This is a genomic window from Mesobacillus sp. AQ2, from assembly GCF_030122805.1.
GTDB classification, from domain to species: domain Bacteria; phylum Bacillota; class Bacilli; order Bacillales; family Cytobacillaceae; genus Mesobacillus; species Mesobacillus oceanisediminis_A.
Genome location: NZ_CP126080.1, coordinates 1,105,533 through 1,119,113 on the forward strand (window position 1 = coordinate 1,105,533; position 13,581 = coordinate 1,119,113).

The window sequence follows — 13,581 nt, forward strand, 5'->3', positions numbered from 1 at the left end:
TTTATTATTGAGGCGCTATTGAACAAGCTGTTGTTTGACGTTCCAGGAGCTTCTCTTTCCGCAGGAAAAATATGTTATTAAAATTCACCATCCGTAGCCTGGAATGGGATATTTAGTCGGTTCTCAACCGCACGGAGCCTTTGGTTCAACCGGTTTAGACGGCGGGTATGGCGCTCGTCATTTTGATTCAAGCGGGCAATTTCATTGTTAAGACGGCTGATTTCCTTATTGATCCTGGCAATCTCCCTGTTTTGGCGGGCAATTTCTTTATTTTGTCTGTCAAGCTCTGTTTTCTGAACCTGGAACTGCCGTTCAAGCTGGTTCACTCGGCGTTCAAGTGCAGGCTGTCGGTCAAAGTCGTGAAAATTCTGTTGCTGTGCGTGATAACCAAAATCATAGTGTGTATACGGGTCGTAATACTTTGAGTTGTAATACTGATAAGGGTTCATACGGGCACACTCCTTATTTTTATTCATAATAAATTCTCTATAAAGTATGTAGGTGAATGCCGTGGGTGCAAGGTTTTATCAGAAGAAGGAAAAATTGGAGCGGTGGCGAATGGATATTCAGGTGGTGATATAAATGGGAATGTCAGAGTATTATCAAGAGATTAGAAGGAAAGTGGGAAGCGAACTTATCTTCATGCCAAGCGTGGCGGGAATCATCAGGAACGGAGCAGGCGAGATTCTGTTCCAGAATAAAGGCAATGGAGAGAAATGGAGCCTTCCGGCAGGAGCAATTGAACCAGGCGAAGCACCTGCGGAGGCCGTAGTCCGAGAAGTGTGGGAAGAAACAGGTCTCCATGTTGTCCCTGAAATAGTATTGGGTGTCTTTGGCGGCAAAGACTTTCGCTACCAATACCCTAACGGCCACAAAGTCGAGTATGTGGTGTTTGTGTTTGAATGCATGGTAAGAGGCGGTGAACACAATCCCATCGACAGTGAGACGGCCGAACTTCGTTACTTCAGCGCGGAAAATAGGCCGGAATTGGCCCTGCCTTATCCAGAGAGTATTTTTACTGAAACGGGTAGTGGGAAGACGGCGTTTCAATGGGATGAGGGATGGAGGAAAGTATAGGGAAGGAGAATATAAAAAAAGGCTGTTTTCGTAAAGATTGTTGTTAAAATCTTAAAGCCGATTTTAACGTGCTATAAGCAATTTTGCAGTTCGTTTTTAAGTGTGCAAGCTCTTTTCTCATAATAAGCCTGAATTTTATAAAGAAAACTAGGTCATTCAATCCAATTTAGTAGTCAATAGCAACAAAGTTTGAGAAAAGAGCCTAAAAAAAAAGAGAGCGCGGCAATCGCGCTCTCAGCCTTTCCGCAGTTGCTCCAATACGACCTGTGTATCATACCCTGCAGCAAAATCAATGATCGTAGCATCATCACCTTTTACAGCTTTTATAAGGTGATCAATCAATGAATCTGTCAGGGAATCATCAGCTTGCAAAGCCAGAATCTCTTCGCCAAGCTTGCCGCCCTCCAGCTGCCCCCAGTTCAGCAATGATAACGTTCCTTCACTGCCGGAAGCCGTAAAGGTAATTTCCTCCTTGCCGGCGATTTGGCTCATGCCATCAATCAGCACTGGAGTCCCGTCAGCTAATTCCAGGATAGCTAAAATTCCAATCTCACTAGCCTTTGGGTCTTCAGGAAATTGTAATTGGACATTCTTTACTGCGACTGCGCCAAAAATCTTCTGCACTTGCTGGATGAAATGGACGCCCACCTCAAGTACATAGCCGCCCTGCTCCTTGCTTGCAACCCAGGCATTCTGCTGCCACGGGCGCGGCCATTCAGGAAAGTGCATCTTCAGTTGAACTCTTCTCAGTTTTCCCACGTAGTTTTCCTTGATTAACTTTTCAAAAGTCCTGCTGCCGGCACTGTAATTCAGCGGGAAATTCATTGCATGGACGATACCCGCACCCTGTGCCTGTTTTAATAGACTCTCAGCTTCCTCTGCCGAATTGGCCAGCGGTTTCTCACACAAAATATGTATCCCTTTTTGAATTACATCTGACGCAACGGCATGGTGAAATTTCGGAGGCACCGCAACATACACCAGGTCCAAATCAGTCTTTACAAGCATTTCTTTATGGTTCGTGAATGCCGGTACATCGCCCAACTCCGCCGCAACCTCATTTGCCCTTTCTTCCAACGTGTCGCACACCACCGCAATTTCAGTTTCAGCGTGCTCCTGAAACCCTTTTATCAAACGCTGGCCAATTGCACCAAGGCCAATGATTCCAACTTTTATCATAGGGAGACCTCCAAGAATAATAGTTCTTTTTCTTCATTATACAAATTATTTTAAAAATTAAATAGTTTCGTAAGTCTAAAATTTATAATGTCGAATTATAGGACTATTATATGAGGATTTTAGTAGTTATATGGAAAGTTTGCGCGAAAAAAGTTGAATGATTTGATAATTTAAAATATTGTAAATTGAAAGTTTACTTGCTAAAATAGTATTGCACTAAATATTCTGAAATCCATTTAAGGAGAGGGGTAGGAATTTGAAGAAAAATTTAGGTCTAAAGGTCCTATCAAGCATTACGATGACTGCAATGCTTGCAAGCACTCTGTCATTCGCGTCTGCTGGACCAGCTACAGTCAAAGCGGTTGAAAAACCAGGCTACCAGGCCAACGGAGGAGCACCAATCGATTTAGGCATCGCAAACGATGAGAGATTGATAGAAATGTTGAAGAAAGAAGGAAAGATTGCGAAGGATGCAACTCCTGCTGAGGCGGAAAAGGGATTGCAGAAGTATTTGAAAGAAAAGGCAGCTAACGCTGGTAAAACCAAGGATAAATTGCCTGAATCTCTTGGACAGCTTAAAAAAGGTACGGAAAAACCAAATAGCGATAGCCTGACTAAAGGCAAAGGAAATAAACTCGGACAGGCTAAGAAGAATACTGTGGATAGTGTTGAAAAAGAGGGTTACAACGGTGAAGTTCGATCAGATAAGGTTCTTATCCTTAAAATCGACTTTCCAGACTATAAACATAATTCTATAACACCAGAAGAAACAGGTTTTTACTACAAAGATTATTCTGATGATCATTTCCAAAGTATGGTGTTTGGTAAAGATGGATACGAAGGTCCAAATGGTGAGAAATTCGTCTCTATGAAACAGTATTATGAACAACAATCAGGTGGCAGCTATACAGTTGATGGTGAAGTGGCTGGGTGGTACACAGCTGATCATCCGGCAGCATATTATGGCGGTAATTACCCGGCTCCAGATGGCAGTGATGCCCGTCCACGTACGTTAGTTTATGAAGCACTTAAAAAAGCTGGCCAAGATCCTAATGTTGACTTGAGTGAATATGACGTATGGGATCGCGACGACTATGATGGAGACGGTGTTTACAACGAACCAGATGGTATCATTGACCACTTAATGGTCATTCATTCAGGTGTCGGTGAAGAAGCAGGTGGCGGCTCACTTGGTGGGGATGCAATCTGGTCACATCGTTGGAATCTTGGTGGATTAGTTGGTGTTCCAGGCGGATCTTCCAATAGTGATCGTTTTGGGGGTGCATTAGGCGCGTATGATTACACCATCGAACCGGAAGATGGAGCAGCTGGCGTCTTCATTCACGAATTCGGCCATGATTTAGGACTGCCGGATGAATATGATACTCAGTACACTGGTGCCGGTGAGGCTGTTGCTTACTGGTCAGTTATGGCAAGCGGCAGCTGGGCAGGCAAGATTGGTGGGACAGAGCCTCCAGGATTCAGCCCATATGCAAAGGAAAAACTTCAGGAATGGCATGGTGGTAATTGGTTAAGTGGGACAACATTGAACTCTGAAGATATTACAAGTGCAGGCACAAATATTTTACTTGACGAAGGTGTTACTAAGGGAACTAATAACGATGCAGTAAGAGTAAACCTTCCTGATAAAGTGAACGTATTGAACAAACCTGCAGAAGGATCATTTGAATACTATGGTGGCAAAGGTGATGAAGTTGATCACAAGATGTTCGCTACGATCGATTTAACTGGTGCCAATGCTGCAACTCTTGATTTTGATGCTTGGTACAATATAGAGAAAGATTGGGATTATGCCATGGTTCAAGTATCGACTGATGGTGGGGAAACATGGGAGTCTTTATCGAGCGGTCGAACTACATCTACATTGGATCCAAATGGATATCCAGCAATTAAAGAAAATCTTCCTGGCTATACTGGATCAAGTGATGGCTGGGTACACGAAACAATTGATTTAAGTAAGTTTGCGGGCCAGGAAATCCAGCTTCAACTACGTTACATGACAGACTGGGGATCTAATTTAGATGGATTCTTTGCTGATAACATCAAGGTAACGGCAGATGGAAATGAAGTTTTCTCTGATGGTGCTGAAGGAGAAGCTGAATTTTCATTAAATGGGTTTGAAAAGCATGATGGAAAGTATACCACTGATCATTATTATCTTCTTGAGTGGAGATCACATAATGGCGTCGATGAAGGCTTGAAAAATATTCGTCGTGGAGCTTCAATTATGTCTTACGATCCAGGTTTAGTCGTATGGTATGTTGATGAATCTTATGACAACAACTGGACAGGTGTACACCCTGGAGACGGTTATCTGGGAGTTGTGGATGCAGACCAGCATACTAATTATTGGAGTGATGGAGCTGTAGCTTCTACTCGATATCAAGTACACGATGCTGCATTTGGACTTGAAAAGTCCGAAAAGATGTTCTTGAACTATCCAGGTCAGTTTACAATGAAGGACAACTATACGAAGCGTAATCCACTATTTGATGATAGCGCAGATTACAGCAATCCTGGAATGGTTGACGCTGGCCGCAACGTGTCTACTTACGGCTTGAAATTCCGTGTAGTAGGTCAAAGCGCTGACGGCACAGTGGGTAAAGTGTTAATCTTTAAGTAAAAATGAAGAAACGCTGCCGGATTTTCGGCAGCGTTTTTGTTTTTTCTAATCAATATCTGGCTGGAACCCAATAAGCTTGGCTTTTTTGTCAGCCTTGGGATCGGAATCAGGAAAGGTAATTATGGATGCAATGTACTCCCAGCGAAGGAACATATGCGTGGTGCAGGTTTCTTCGACCTGATCTTCGGTAGGAATCACCGTGCCATCTTCCTTCTGGACTGGCGTTCGTTTATAGCAAGGGTTTTCAACCCAAATCCCCATACTCTCGGCATGGACCAGTTTTACCAGGTACCATTCATCTGGCTGAAAGATTCCGGTAATTTCGCCAATCATATTTTCGGGGAAATTTTTCAGTTTAACCTGAACCTTCTGGTTAACATAAGCATCTAAAAACATGAGCATTCTCCTTTCAGTAAAAACCTCATCCTTTACCTACTTCCTTTTTTAGCGAAAAATAAACATGAAAAAAAGGCCAAGATTGGCCTTCTATAAAAATAACACCATTAAATCTTCATCATAATATGTCCCATCAATCCGCAGGGCGTTCTTTTCGACTCCATATGCTTTGAAACCAAGGAAAGCATAAAGTTTTTTTGCCGGTTCATTGCTTGAGGTAACTGTCAAATGGATCTGTTCAACACTGTTTAACTCTTGCGCCTGTTGAATGGCTGTTTTTACAAGTGCCTTGCCAATACCTCTGCCTCTCTGTGAGGAGGTCACATACATGGCAAAAATATTGGCCCGGTGCTTCAGCTTAACTTTTCCCTCTGGAACGAGGGTAACGACCCCAACCAGCTGACCTTCCTCAAAAGCGCCAAATGTATAAGTTAATTTATTATCAAGCCTTTGCCTGTAATGTGAAGCTTCGTTACCTTTTTCATCTTCATAACTAGAACCGAACGCCTCGGGATTCTTTAGCAAGGCCTCATGACGAAGGGCTCGATAACTCTCTGCATCCCCGCCATTTAATCGTCGAATTTCCATAATACCCACCTCTGAAAAATTGGTTGCTTAATTATATTCTAGATTAAAAGCAGATTTCCTTTAAAAAGAGAAAGGCTGTCTCGATCAACTCTGAAGGGTGAAGCAAGAACCTGGTATTAATTTTCCGTTATTTTGACAGGTTTAAAGTGTAATAGGAGAAAGCTGTCAAGAATCCGTTGTTATCTTGACAGGTTTGAAGTGTAACATATGAAAGCTGTCAAGAATCAGTCGTTATTTTGACAGGTTAGAAGAGAAGCAGGAGAAAGCTGTCAAGAATCAGTCGTTATTTTGACAGGTTAGAAGAGAAGCAGGAGAAAGCTGTCAAGAATCAGTCGTTATTTTGACAGGTCTGAGGTGAAGTAGAGAAAAGCTGTCAAGAATCGGTCGTTATTTTGACAGGTCTGAGGTGAAGTAGAGAAAAGCTGTCAAGAACCCGCCGTTATTTTGACAGGTTTGAGGGGAAGTACGGTAAAGCTGTCAAGAAACAGCCGTAATTTTGACAGGTTTGAGGGGAAGTACGGTAAAGCTGTCAAGAAACAGCCGTAATTTTGACAGGTTTGAGGTGAAGTAGAGAAAAGCTGTCAAGAATCGGTCGTTATTTTGACAGGTTCGAGGTGAAGTAGAGAAAAGCTGTCAAGAACCCGTCGTTATTTTGACAGGTTCGAGGGGAAGTACGGTAAAGCTGTCAAGAAACAGCCGTAATTTTGACAGGTTTGAGGTGAAGTAGAGAAAAGCTGTCAAGAACCCGCCGTTATTTTGACAGGTTAGAAGAGAAGCAGGAGAAAGCTGTCAAGAATCGGTCGTTATTTTGACAGGTCTGAGGTGAAGTAGAGAAAAGCTGTCAAGAACCCGTCGTTATTTTGACAGGTACGAAGGCAAACAGGTTAAAGTTGTCAAAATCCAACCGTTTTCCTAAGATCTTCGGTAGAAAATCCACCACTAGGCCGGCTTGTCGCCATCCTCCATCAATTTTAACCATAAAAAACCTCCCCGAATCAAACACGCACCCGGGGAGGCCATTATCTACATATTTTTAAAGCTTAAACGAGCTCTTAAGCGATACAATCCGGTTGAAGACTTTCTTGTCTTCTGTCGTGTGTTTCGGATCGACGTTGAAGTAGCCGTGGCGGAAGAACTGGAATTTGTCCTGCGGCTGGGCGTCCTTCATGTTTGGCTCGATAAATCCGTTCAGGATTTCCAGGGATTTTTCATTTACCTGATCCAGGAAGGATTTGTTCTCGGCTTCGTCTGCGCTTTCTTCTTCATCGTCAAGAATCAGCGGCTCATACAGGCGGAATTCTGCAGGAAGCGCATGTGTTGCGTCAACCCAGTGAAGAGTTCCTTTTACTTTGCGGCCAGTAAAGCCAGATCCGCTCTTTGTTTCTACATCATATGTGCAGTGAAGCTCAACCACTTCACCATTTTCATCTTTAACTACGTCATTGCACTTAATGAAGTAAGCGTGCTTCAAACGGACTTCATTGCCAGGGAAGAGACGGAAGTACTTCGCTGGAGGATTTTCCATGAAGTCGTCCTGCTCAACATAAATCTCGCGGGAGAATGGAATTTTGCGTGTGCCCATTTCCGGGTTTTCAGGATTGATTTCTGCATCAAGCCATTCGACTTCGCCTTCAGGATAGTTCGTGATGACAATTTTCAATGGACGAAGCACACCCATCGTACGCGGGGCCTTCAGCTTAAGGTCTTCACGGACAAAATGCTCAAGCATCTGTGCATCAACGGTTGAATATCCTTTTGAAACGCCAGCTGCTTTTACGAATTCACGGATTGCTTCTGGCGTGAAGCCGCGTCTTCTCAAACCGGAGATTGTTGGCAGGCGTGGGTCGTCCCAGCCATCGACATACTTTTCTTCAACAAGCTGCTTCAGTTTGCGCTTGCTCATGACTGTGTTTGTCAGGTTCAGGCGGCCAAACTCGATTTGCTGCGGAGTTGCTTCCATTTCGGTTTCACGTACAACCCAATCGTATAGAGGACGCTGGTCTTCGAACTCGGTTGTGCACAAGCTGTGGGTAACGCCTTCGATTGCATCCTCAATCGGATGGGCAAACGCGTACATCGGATAGATGCACCACTTATCACCAGTGTTATGGTGTGTAGCATGCGAAATTCGGTAGATGACCGGGTCACGAAGATTGATATTTGGTGAAGACATATCAATCTTTGCGCGCAATACTTTCTCCCCATTGGCAAATTCGCCATTCTTCATGCGTTCGAACAGTTCAAGGTTCTCTTCAACCGAACGATTGCGGTAGGGGCTTTCCTTGCCAGGCTCAGACAGGGTGCCGCGATATTCTCTGATTTCATCTGCCGATAAATCATCGACATATGCCAATCCTTTTTTGATCAAAAGGACAGCACGGTCGTACATTTCATCGAAATAGTTAGATGCAAAGAACAAGCCTTCCCATTCATAACCAAGCCATTCGACGTCTTCCTTGATGGCATCCACGTACTCCTGATCTTCTTTCAGCGGATTCGTGTCATCAAAACGGAGGTTTGTCTTGCCGCCGAACTCATCTGCGAGCCCGAAGTTGATGACGATCGATTTTGCATGACCGATATGTAGGTATCCGTTTGGTTCTGGAGGGAATCGGGTCACGACTGTATCACGCTTGCCGCTCTCCAAATCTTCCTTAATGATCGTTTTTATAAAATTCGAGTTTTCTTCCAATTAAATCAGCCTTTCCTTTGTTCAGTCTCTTATGTTTATTTTAATGATTACTATAATATATTTCCACTGAACTATATAGTAATAAGAAAAAAGCTGAAAAACAAGAGGTGTTCGGCTATGTTTATACAAAAAAGGTGCCGGAACAAGGCACCTGCAAATTATTTTGCCAATAGATTCTTGATGACCTCATTGGTGAGATTAGGGACGATTCTGACAGAATAGTCTATTTCCATCCGTTCATAGCGTTTATGGGCATCCAGCCCGTATGGCCCGATGTTAACGACTGGGACATTCAGTTCACGAATTTCCTGGTAGTCCACAAAAAATTTCGTTCCCCAGCTTGGGTTATTGCGGGATGCAGCATCCAATGCTTCGTCATCATCACTCAAGGCGACAAAGCTCATATCGGATATATAAGGAAAGAAATTGCGGACAACGATGGATTCGTCATATTCAGGCTGAACAATCTTAACAGCCGCATCCAGGGCTTCAATCAAATTTCGTTCATCCTCGGTCTTACCATTGACTTCAATTCTTGGCGAATAAAGCGAGGAGTAGAAGACGATGATTGCCGGACTCTGATCTGGCATCCACTTCCATGCTTCCTCAACAACTCTTGCAGCGTACATCCTCAGGTCAAGTGTCGCATCCAGTAGCAGGTTTTCCTTGAACTCCACCATATGGGCTGTGTATTCAGAACCATGCATCTTGATCAGTTCATTTTCCATCTCTTCAAATGTCATCACCCGCGGCTGCCATTGTAGTTCCCTGCAAGGCTCGCCGCTCATTTTACAGAAATGCTTGTAGCGTTCCTCGTACAGCTCTAAGCCATTTGCAAAAGCAATGCTGGCCTGTTCCTTCAATTTTTCAAGAACATCCTTTGGTGTCCAGGAATGAATGAAAAAATTGTAATATACATAAGCGGCCAGCGCCGTTTGCACGGTGTAGTTGGGCTTAAGGTCCGTCTGCTTCAATGAGACTGGCGGCATGGTTGTTTCCCCGAAAGCCTCATTGCAGAGTTCAGGATTATAGTCGATTTGCCTGGTCAATTCAGCAGCGATCAGATTTGGATCCAGGCCTTCGAACGCTGACCCAACATGGGTTTCGGCCCCCGTTATAAAAAATGAAGGCAAAAGCTTCCCGACCGTTCCCTTATAAATATAGCGATTCCTGTCACCGGGAAACCTTGGTGAAACGAAATCACTGTTAATCAGGGCAATATACTCAAAGTCATGCTCTTCCTTCCAGGCGTTCAAGTCTTTTACTGCTGAAAGGATGCCGTATGAACTGTCTTCCTCATCACATTCTGCCAAGAAGACAAGATTTCCCTCGAGTTCATCCGGATGCTCTGAATAATACTTCAACAGATAAAGATTGGAGGCAACCCCGCTTTTCATATCCAGCACCCCGCGGCCAAACATCCAATCGCCTGATTCTGCTTGCTCCTTGACATGAGTAGGCAATTTTTCTTTTTTAAGCTCTACAAGAAGTTCATCAGGATTGAACGCAAGGCCGGCAAGCTGTGTGAAATCATCAATCCCGACCGTATCCAGATGTCCCATCAGAATGACGGTCCGATTGCTGCTGCCCTTTGTTCCTTTTACAAAAGCCAGTACATTATACCGTTCAAGCACATCATTCTGAGTTTGCGGTTTGATGACGTGGGTTGGATTCACTATAAAATAAGGAAACGATGAAATCATCGTATAAAGTGCCTGGGCAATTTCGTTCTCTCCATTTGTATTGACAATGCTCCCGATGTTCACAAGCTGTTTTGTATAAAATAAAACCTCATCCTGGCAATCAAGCATCCAAAGCATCCCCTTTCTGAATATTCAGGTTTTCCTTAAACCTAACCTATCTTGGCCAGAAATACAAGAGGTGCCTGCATAACTGGAATTCGCCAGATGAAAAACTCCTCCCCGGTATCGAGGAGGAGTCGGATTTATTTTTTTCATTACTTGTTAGAGCAGTAACTTTTACTTGATGAGAGCTGCCTGGACTGCTTCATAAGCGTTCACATAGCCTGCGCCAGCTTCATGCGGCTGGTAATCAGGCATCGGGTCAGCTGTTTGGACCATCAGTTCAAGTGCCTGATCCGGGCCGAGAGCAGGGTTTGCTTCCTTCATCAAGGCAACGACACCCGATATGTGGGGTGCGGCCATGCTTGTGCCGCTTGAAGTTGTATAGAAAGGCAGGTGAGTCGCTTCAATATATGAAACATCGGTTACGGTACCTAATAGATTCATGACAAGTCCAGTGGAAGAACGGGTTGCCACGATATCTACACCTGGAGCCGTGATATCAGGATGCAGGAATTCATCTCCTGCAACACCGCGTGATGAGAAGTCGGCTAGTTGTTTATCCTTTGTTCCAGCCGCCACACTGATGACCCAGGGAGCCGCAGAGTATGGGTTTAGCGTATTATCTTCTGGACCTTCATTCCCAGCGGCAAACACAACGGTCATACCTGCGTCATGCGCTTTTTTGGAAGCGACATTGATCGGATGGTCAGGAGAGTATTCCCCGGTTGAGCCCCAGCTGTTGCTGATGATGTCGATTCCGTACTTTTCTTGATTCTTGATGGCATAATCAAAAGCCTCCAGTGACCAAAGGATGTTGATGGCTTCGCCAACACCAAGACCGACTAATTTTGCATCGGGTGCAATTCCTTTATACAGGCCGTCGCTAGAGGTCCCGCTTCCCGCAATCGTTCCAGCAACATGGGTGCCATGGCCAGAGGTGGTGTCTGTGTTCAGCTGGTTCTCAAGGTAAAGAGGCTGATTGCCAAAAAGGTCTCCGACAACGAATTTTACATTCTGGACGACCTTTTCACCATACTGCAAATCTGGATGGGTAGCATCAATGCCACTGTCGATTACCGCTACAGTAACTCCTTTTCCAGTAAAACCAAGGTCATTCCAAACAGCTTCTGTGCCGATGAGTGCCCTGCTGTCTCGAAGGAAATATTGCAGATCATCATTCGCATAAATTGAGAGAATATTGGTTGCTGTAAGGAGCAATTCATTGACAAGACCAATCTTCCCTTTAACCGCTACAATCGGAAGTTCGCTGAAGGGATTCACTTGGAAACCTAATAATTTCAAAAGCTTGATATCCGAGAGTACTGGCATGTCTTTATAAGTAATGATGAGTTCAACTTCTTCATTGCTCAAAGGATTGGCCAGCAGGCGTTCGACCTTTGGGTCCAGTTCTGCTGTAAGCAAGGATGCCTTTGGGCTGGAGAATGAGGGGGATAAAACCAAACTGAATAACATGAGTGCGAGTGCAATGACACTAAACTTCTTCATAGGTCCTCCTTTGATTTTGAAAATTCGTACATTTAAATTTAACCAGCCCAAGTTAGCAAGAAACCTTAAACAGGTTGGGAAAACTTTTTGATTCTGATAATGTTCACCTTTTCACAATTTGTTCAAAGCTTCTCGACTCTTTTGTGTCTTTAGCTGTTTTGAGAAGGAAACCGGCTAAAGAAAGAGGAAAATGGAGATGTAAATATAAAGGAGGGAATGTCATGCCAAAAGAAATTTTTAAAGCCACAGCGTCACTGCAGGAAGGGGTAAAGGTTGATGTCCAGGCCAGGGGCTTTCACATCACGATCGATGAGCCTGAAAATTTAGGCGGTACCAACCAGGGGATGAATCCGGTTGAAATGCTACTTGGTGCATTGGGGGCATGTCAATCAATCGTAGCGCGTGTATACAGCCACAAGTTCGGGGTGGAACTCGAGGACTTCCGCGTTGAATTGGAAGGTGATCTTGATACTGATGGTTTCATGAATAAATCCGATGTACGCCGCGGTTATTCGGATATTCGCTATACCTACTTTATAAAATCACCATCCCCAGAAGAAAACATCAGCGCGCTTGCAGATTTCATTGCTAAAACCTGCCCTGTAGATGATACGATTGCCAATCCAGTGAATGTATCAAGAACAAATATTGTCATTGAAAAACCGGTGAAACAAGCATTTTAATAATGATCCTGACGGCATTCCCTTGGAGTGCCTTTTTCGCCTCATAATATAACCTTCTATGGAGAAAATTAAGGGGAGACATTATTTAGGAGGCGCTTATGGATTTCACTTTTATTTGGAAAACGACTTTTTTGATCCTTTCAGGCATTTTATTGTTAAGAGTTGCGGGCAGGAAGTCGATCTCGCAAATGACACTGGCACAAACAGTAGTGATGATCTCGCTTGGGACCATCATCGTCCAGCCTATAGTAGAGAAAAGCATGTGGAAGGCAATCGCGGGGGCAGCTATTTTTGTTGCGGCTATTATCATTATTGAATATTTGGAGCTTAAGTTTAATTCTTTTGAAAAATTCATCACCGGAAAATCGAAGATCATTATCCAGAATGGCCAGTTAAATACGAAAATGATGAAAAAAATGCGACTCACGGTCGACCAGCTGGAGATGAGATTGAGGAATAAAGGGATTGCCAAAATGAAAGATGTGAAATTCGCAACGATTGAACCGAACGGCCAACTTGGATATGAACTCACGGATGATGCGAAGCCATTGACAGTTGGTGAGTTCAGGAAAATCCTGAATGATTACCTTCCAGCAATGGTTATGAAGATGGAAGCCAACCAGGAACCTGCAAAGGCGGATATTTTTCAAGAATTGAATGAATCGCATAGCAAGGACAATCCAAAATATCTTCAGTAAAAGCTCTTTCTGATCAGGTTTGGACGAATAGACCATTTAGGGCAACAGGATTACGGATAAACTTTGTGTTAGTACAGGAACAATAAAATTTAGCTTTTGTAAAACAAATTTCCCCCTTCATTATTGTAGTGGAATGTGCTACTATTTAGAAATGCGAAATACATGAAAAATCTTCTCGTGCGGAAGATTTTTTGTTTTTTTAATGGAGAAGCATTTCAATAATTAGCCTGCCTCCGTTCACAGAAATAGGTAAAGGGGAGAAACAATTTGTCACAAACAAAAGAGCCATTATGGACCTCTTCATTCATAAAGC

At 43.7% G+C, this 13,581-nt stretch carries 12 protein-coding genes; 4 read left to right on the plus strand and 8 right to left on the minus strand.

Going from position 1 to position 13,581, the window contains the following annotated elements:
• Positions 1-77: 77 nt before the first annotated feature.
• Complete coding sequence (locus QNH36_RS05485; RefSeq protein WP_283904904.1) at positions 78-449, minus strand: hypothetical protein; 372 nt, start codon at positions 447-449, stop codon at positions 78-80.
• 133 nt (positions 450-582) lie between these two features.
• Here QNH36_RS05485 and QNH36_RS05490 point away from each other — a divergent pair, with 133 nt between their 5' ends.
• Positions 583-1,077, plus strand: a complete 495-nt coding sequence (locus QNH36_RS05490; protein ID WP_283904905.1) for an NUDIX hydrolase — start codon at positions 583-585, stop codon at positions 1,075-1,077.
• A gap of 234 nt (positions 1,078-1,311) precedes the next feature.
• On the opposite strand, the gene QNH36_RS05495 is transcribed toward QNH36_RS05490, so the two are convergent.
• Positions 1,312-2,256, minus strand: coding sequence for a Gfo/Idh/MocA family protein (locus QNH36_RS05495; RefSeq protein ID WP_144475101.1), 945 nt, complete (start codon positions 2,254-2,256; stop codon positions 1,312-1,314).
• 298 nt (positions 2,257-2,554) lie between these two features.
• Here QNH36_RS05495 and QNH36_RS05500 point away from each other — a divergent pair, with 298 nt between their 5' ends.
• A complete protein-coding gene (locus tag QNH36_RS05500) occupies positions 2,555-4,900 on the plus strand; it encodes an immune inhibitor A domain-containing protein (protein ID WP_144475527.1) in 2,346 nt (781 codons plus the stop codon).
• Between the two features lie 45 nt (positions 4,901-4,945).
• Here the strand turns inward: QNH36_RS05500 and QNH36_RS05505 are convergent, their stop codons facing one another.
• The 6 genes from QNH36_RS05505 to QNH36_RS05530 all read right to left on the minus strand — a co-directional run bounded on the left by QNH36_RS05505 (position 4,946) and on the right by QNH36_RS05530 (position 11,887).
• Positions 4,946-5,296 carry a hypothetical protein gene (locus QNH36_RS05505; protein ID WP_144475100.1) on the minus strand — a complete coding sequence of 117 codons (351 nt, stop codon included), beginning with the start codon at positions 5,294-5,296 and terminating at the stop codon, positions 4,946-4,948.
• Positions 5,297-5,386: 90 nt separating this feature from the next.
• Complete coding sequence (locus QNH36_RS05510) at positions 5,387-5,884, minus strand: GNAT family N-acetyltransferase (protein WP_144475099.1); 498 nt, start codon at positions 5,882-5,884, stop codon at positions 5,387-5,389.
• A gap of 841 nt (positions 5,885-6,725) precedes the next feature.
• Positions 6,726-6,863 carry a hypothetical protein gene (locus QNH36_RS05515; protein WP_186326649.1) on the minus strand — a complete coding sequence of 46 codons (138 nt, stop codon included), beginning with the start codon at positions 6,861-6,863 and terminating at the stop codon, positions 6,726-6,728.
• 54 nt (positions 6,864-6,917) lie between these two features.
• A complete protein-coding gene (locus QNH36_RS05520) occupies positions 6,918-8,576 on the minus strand; it encodes a glutamine--tRNA ligase/YqeY domain fusion protein (RefSeq protein WP_144475098.1) in 1,659 nt (552 codons plus the stop codon).
• Between the two features lie 158 nt (positions 8,577-8,734).
• Positions 8,735-10,387: a M20/M25/M40 family metallo-hydrolase gene (locus tag QNH36_RS05525; protein WP_144475097.1), complete on the minus strand. Its 1,653-nt coding sequence runs from the start codon at positions 10,385-10,387 to the stop codon at positions 8,735-8,737.
• Positions 10,388-10,555: 168 nt separating this feature from the next.
• A complete protein-coding gene (locus QNH36_RS05530) occupies positions 10,556-11,887 on the minus strand; it encodes a S8 family serine peptidase (protein ID WP_251543863.1) in 1,332 nt (443 codons plus the stop codon).
• A 221-nt stretch (positions 11,888-12,108) separates the two neighbouring features.
• Between QNH36_RS05530 and QNH36_RS05535 the strand changes: the two genes are divergently transcribed.
• Positions 12,109-12,570, plus strand: a complete 462-nt coding sequence (locus tag QNH36_RS05535) for an OsmC family protein (RefSeq protein ID WP_251543862.1) — start codon at positions 12,109-12,111, stop codon at positions 12,568-12,570.
• Positions 12,571-12,668: 98 nt separating this feature from the next.
• Positions 12,669-13,268 (plus strand): DUF421 domain-containing protein, encoded by a 600-nt coding sequence (locus QNH36_RS05540; protein WP_251543860.1) that lies wholly within the window; start codon positions 12,669-12,671, stop codon positions 13,266-13,268.
• The last annotated feature ends 313 nt before the right edge of the window (positions 13,269-13,581 follow it).

Excerpts from the sequence above, each read along its gene's own strand:
- QNH36_RS05485 (WP_283904904.1), bottom strand. The coding sequence starts at position 449 with ATGAACCCTTATCAGTATTACAACTCAAAGTATTACGACCCGTATACA.
- QNH36_RS05490 (WP_283904905.1), top strand. The coding sequence starts at position 583 with ATGGGAATGTCAGAGTATTATCAAGAGATTAGAAGGAAAGTGGGAAGC.
- QNH36_RS05495 (WP_144475101.1), bottom strand. The coding sequence starts at position 2,256 with ATGATAAAAGTTGGAATCATTGGCCTTGGTGCAATTGGCCAGCGTTTG.
- QNH36_RS05500 (WP_144475527.1), top strand. The coding sequence starts at position 2,555 with ATGACTGCAATGCTTGCAAGCACTCTGTCATTCGCGTCTGCTGGACCA.
- QNH36_RS05505 (WP_144475100.1), bottom strand. The coding sequence starts at position 5,296 with ATGTTTTTAGATGCTTATGTTAACCAGAAGGTTCAGGTTAAACTGAAA.
- QNH36_RS05510 (WP_144475099.1), bottom strand. The coding sequence starts at position 5,884 with ATGGAAATTCGACGATTAAATGGCGGGGATGCAGAGAGTTATCGAGCC.
- QNH36_RS05515 (WP_186326649.1), bottom strand. The coding sequence starts at position 6,863 with ATGGTTAAAATTGATGGAGGATGGCGACAAGCCGGCCTAGTGGTGGAT.
- QNH36_RS05525 (WP_144475097.1), bottom strand. The coding sequence starts at position 10,387 with ATGCTTGATTGCCAGGATGAGGTTTTATTTTATACAAAACAGCTTGTG.
- QNH36_RS05530 (WP_251543863.1), bottom strand. The coding sequence starts at position 11,887 with ATGAAGAAGTTTAGTGTCATTGCACTCGCACTCATGTTATTCAGTTTG.
- QNH36_RS05535 (WP_251543862.1), top strand. The coding sequence starts at position 12,109 with ATGCCAAAAGAAATTTTTAAAGCCACAGCGTCACTGCAGGAAGGGGTA.
- QNH36_RS05540 (WP_251543860.1), top strand. The coding sequence starts at position 12,669 with ATGGATTTCACTTTTATTTGGAAAACGACTTTTTTGATCCTTTCAGGC.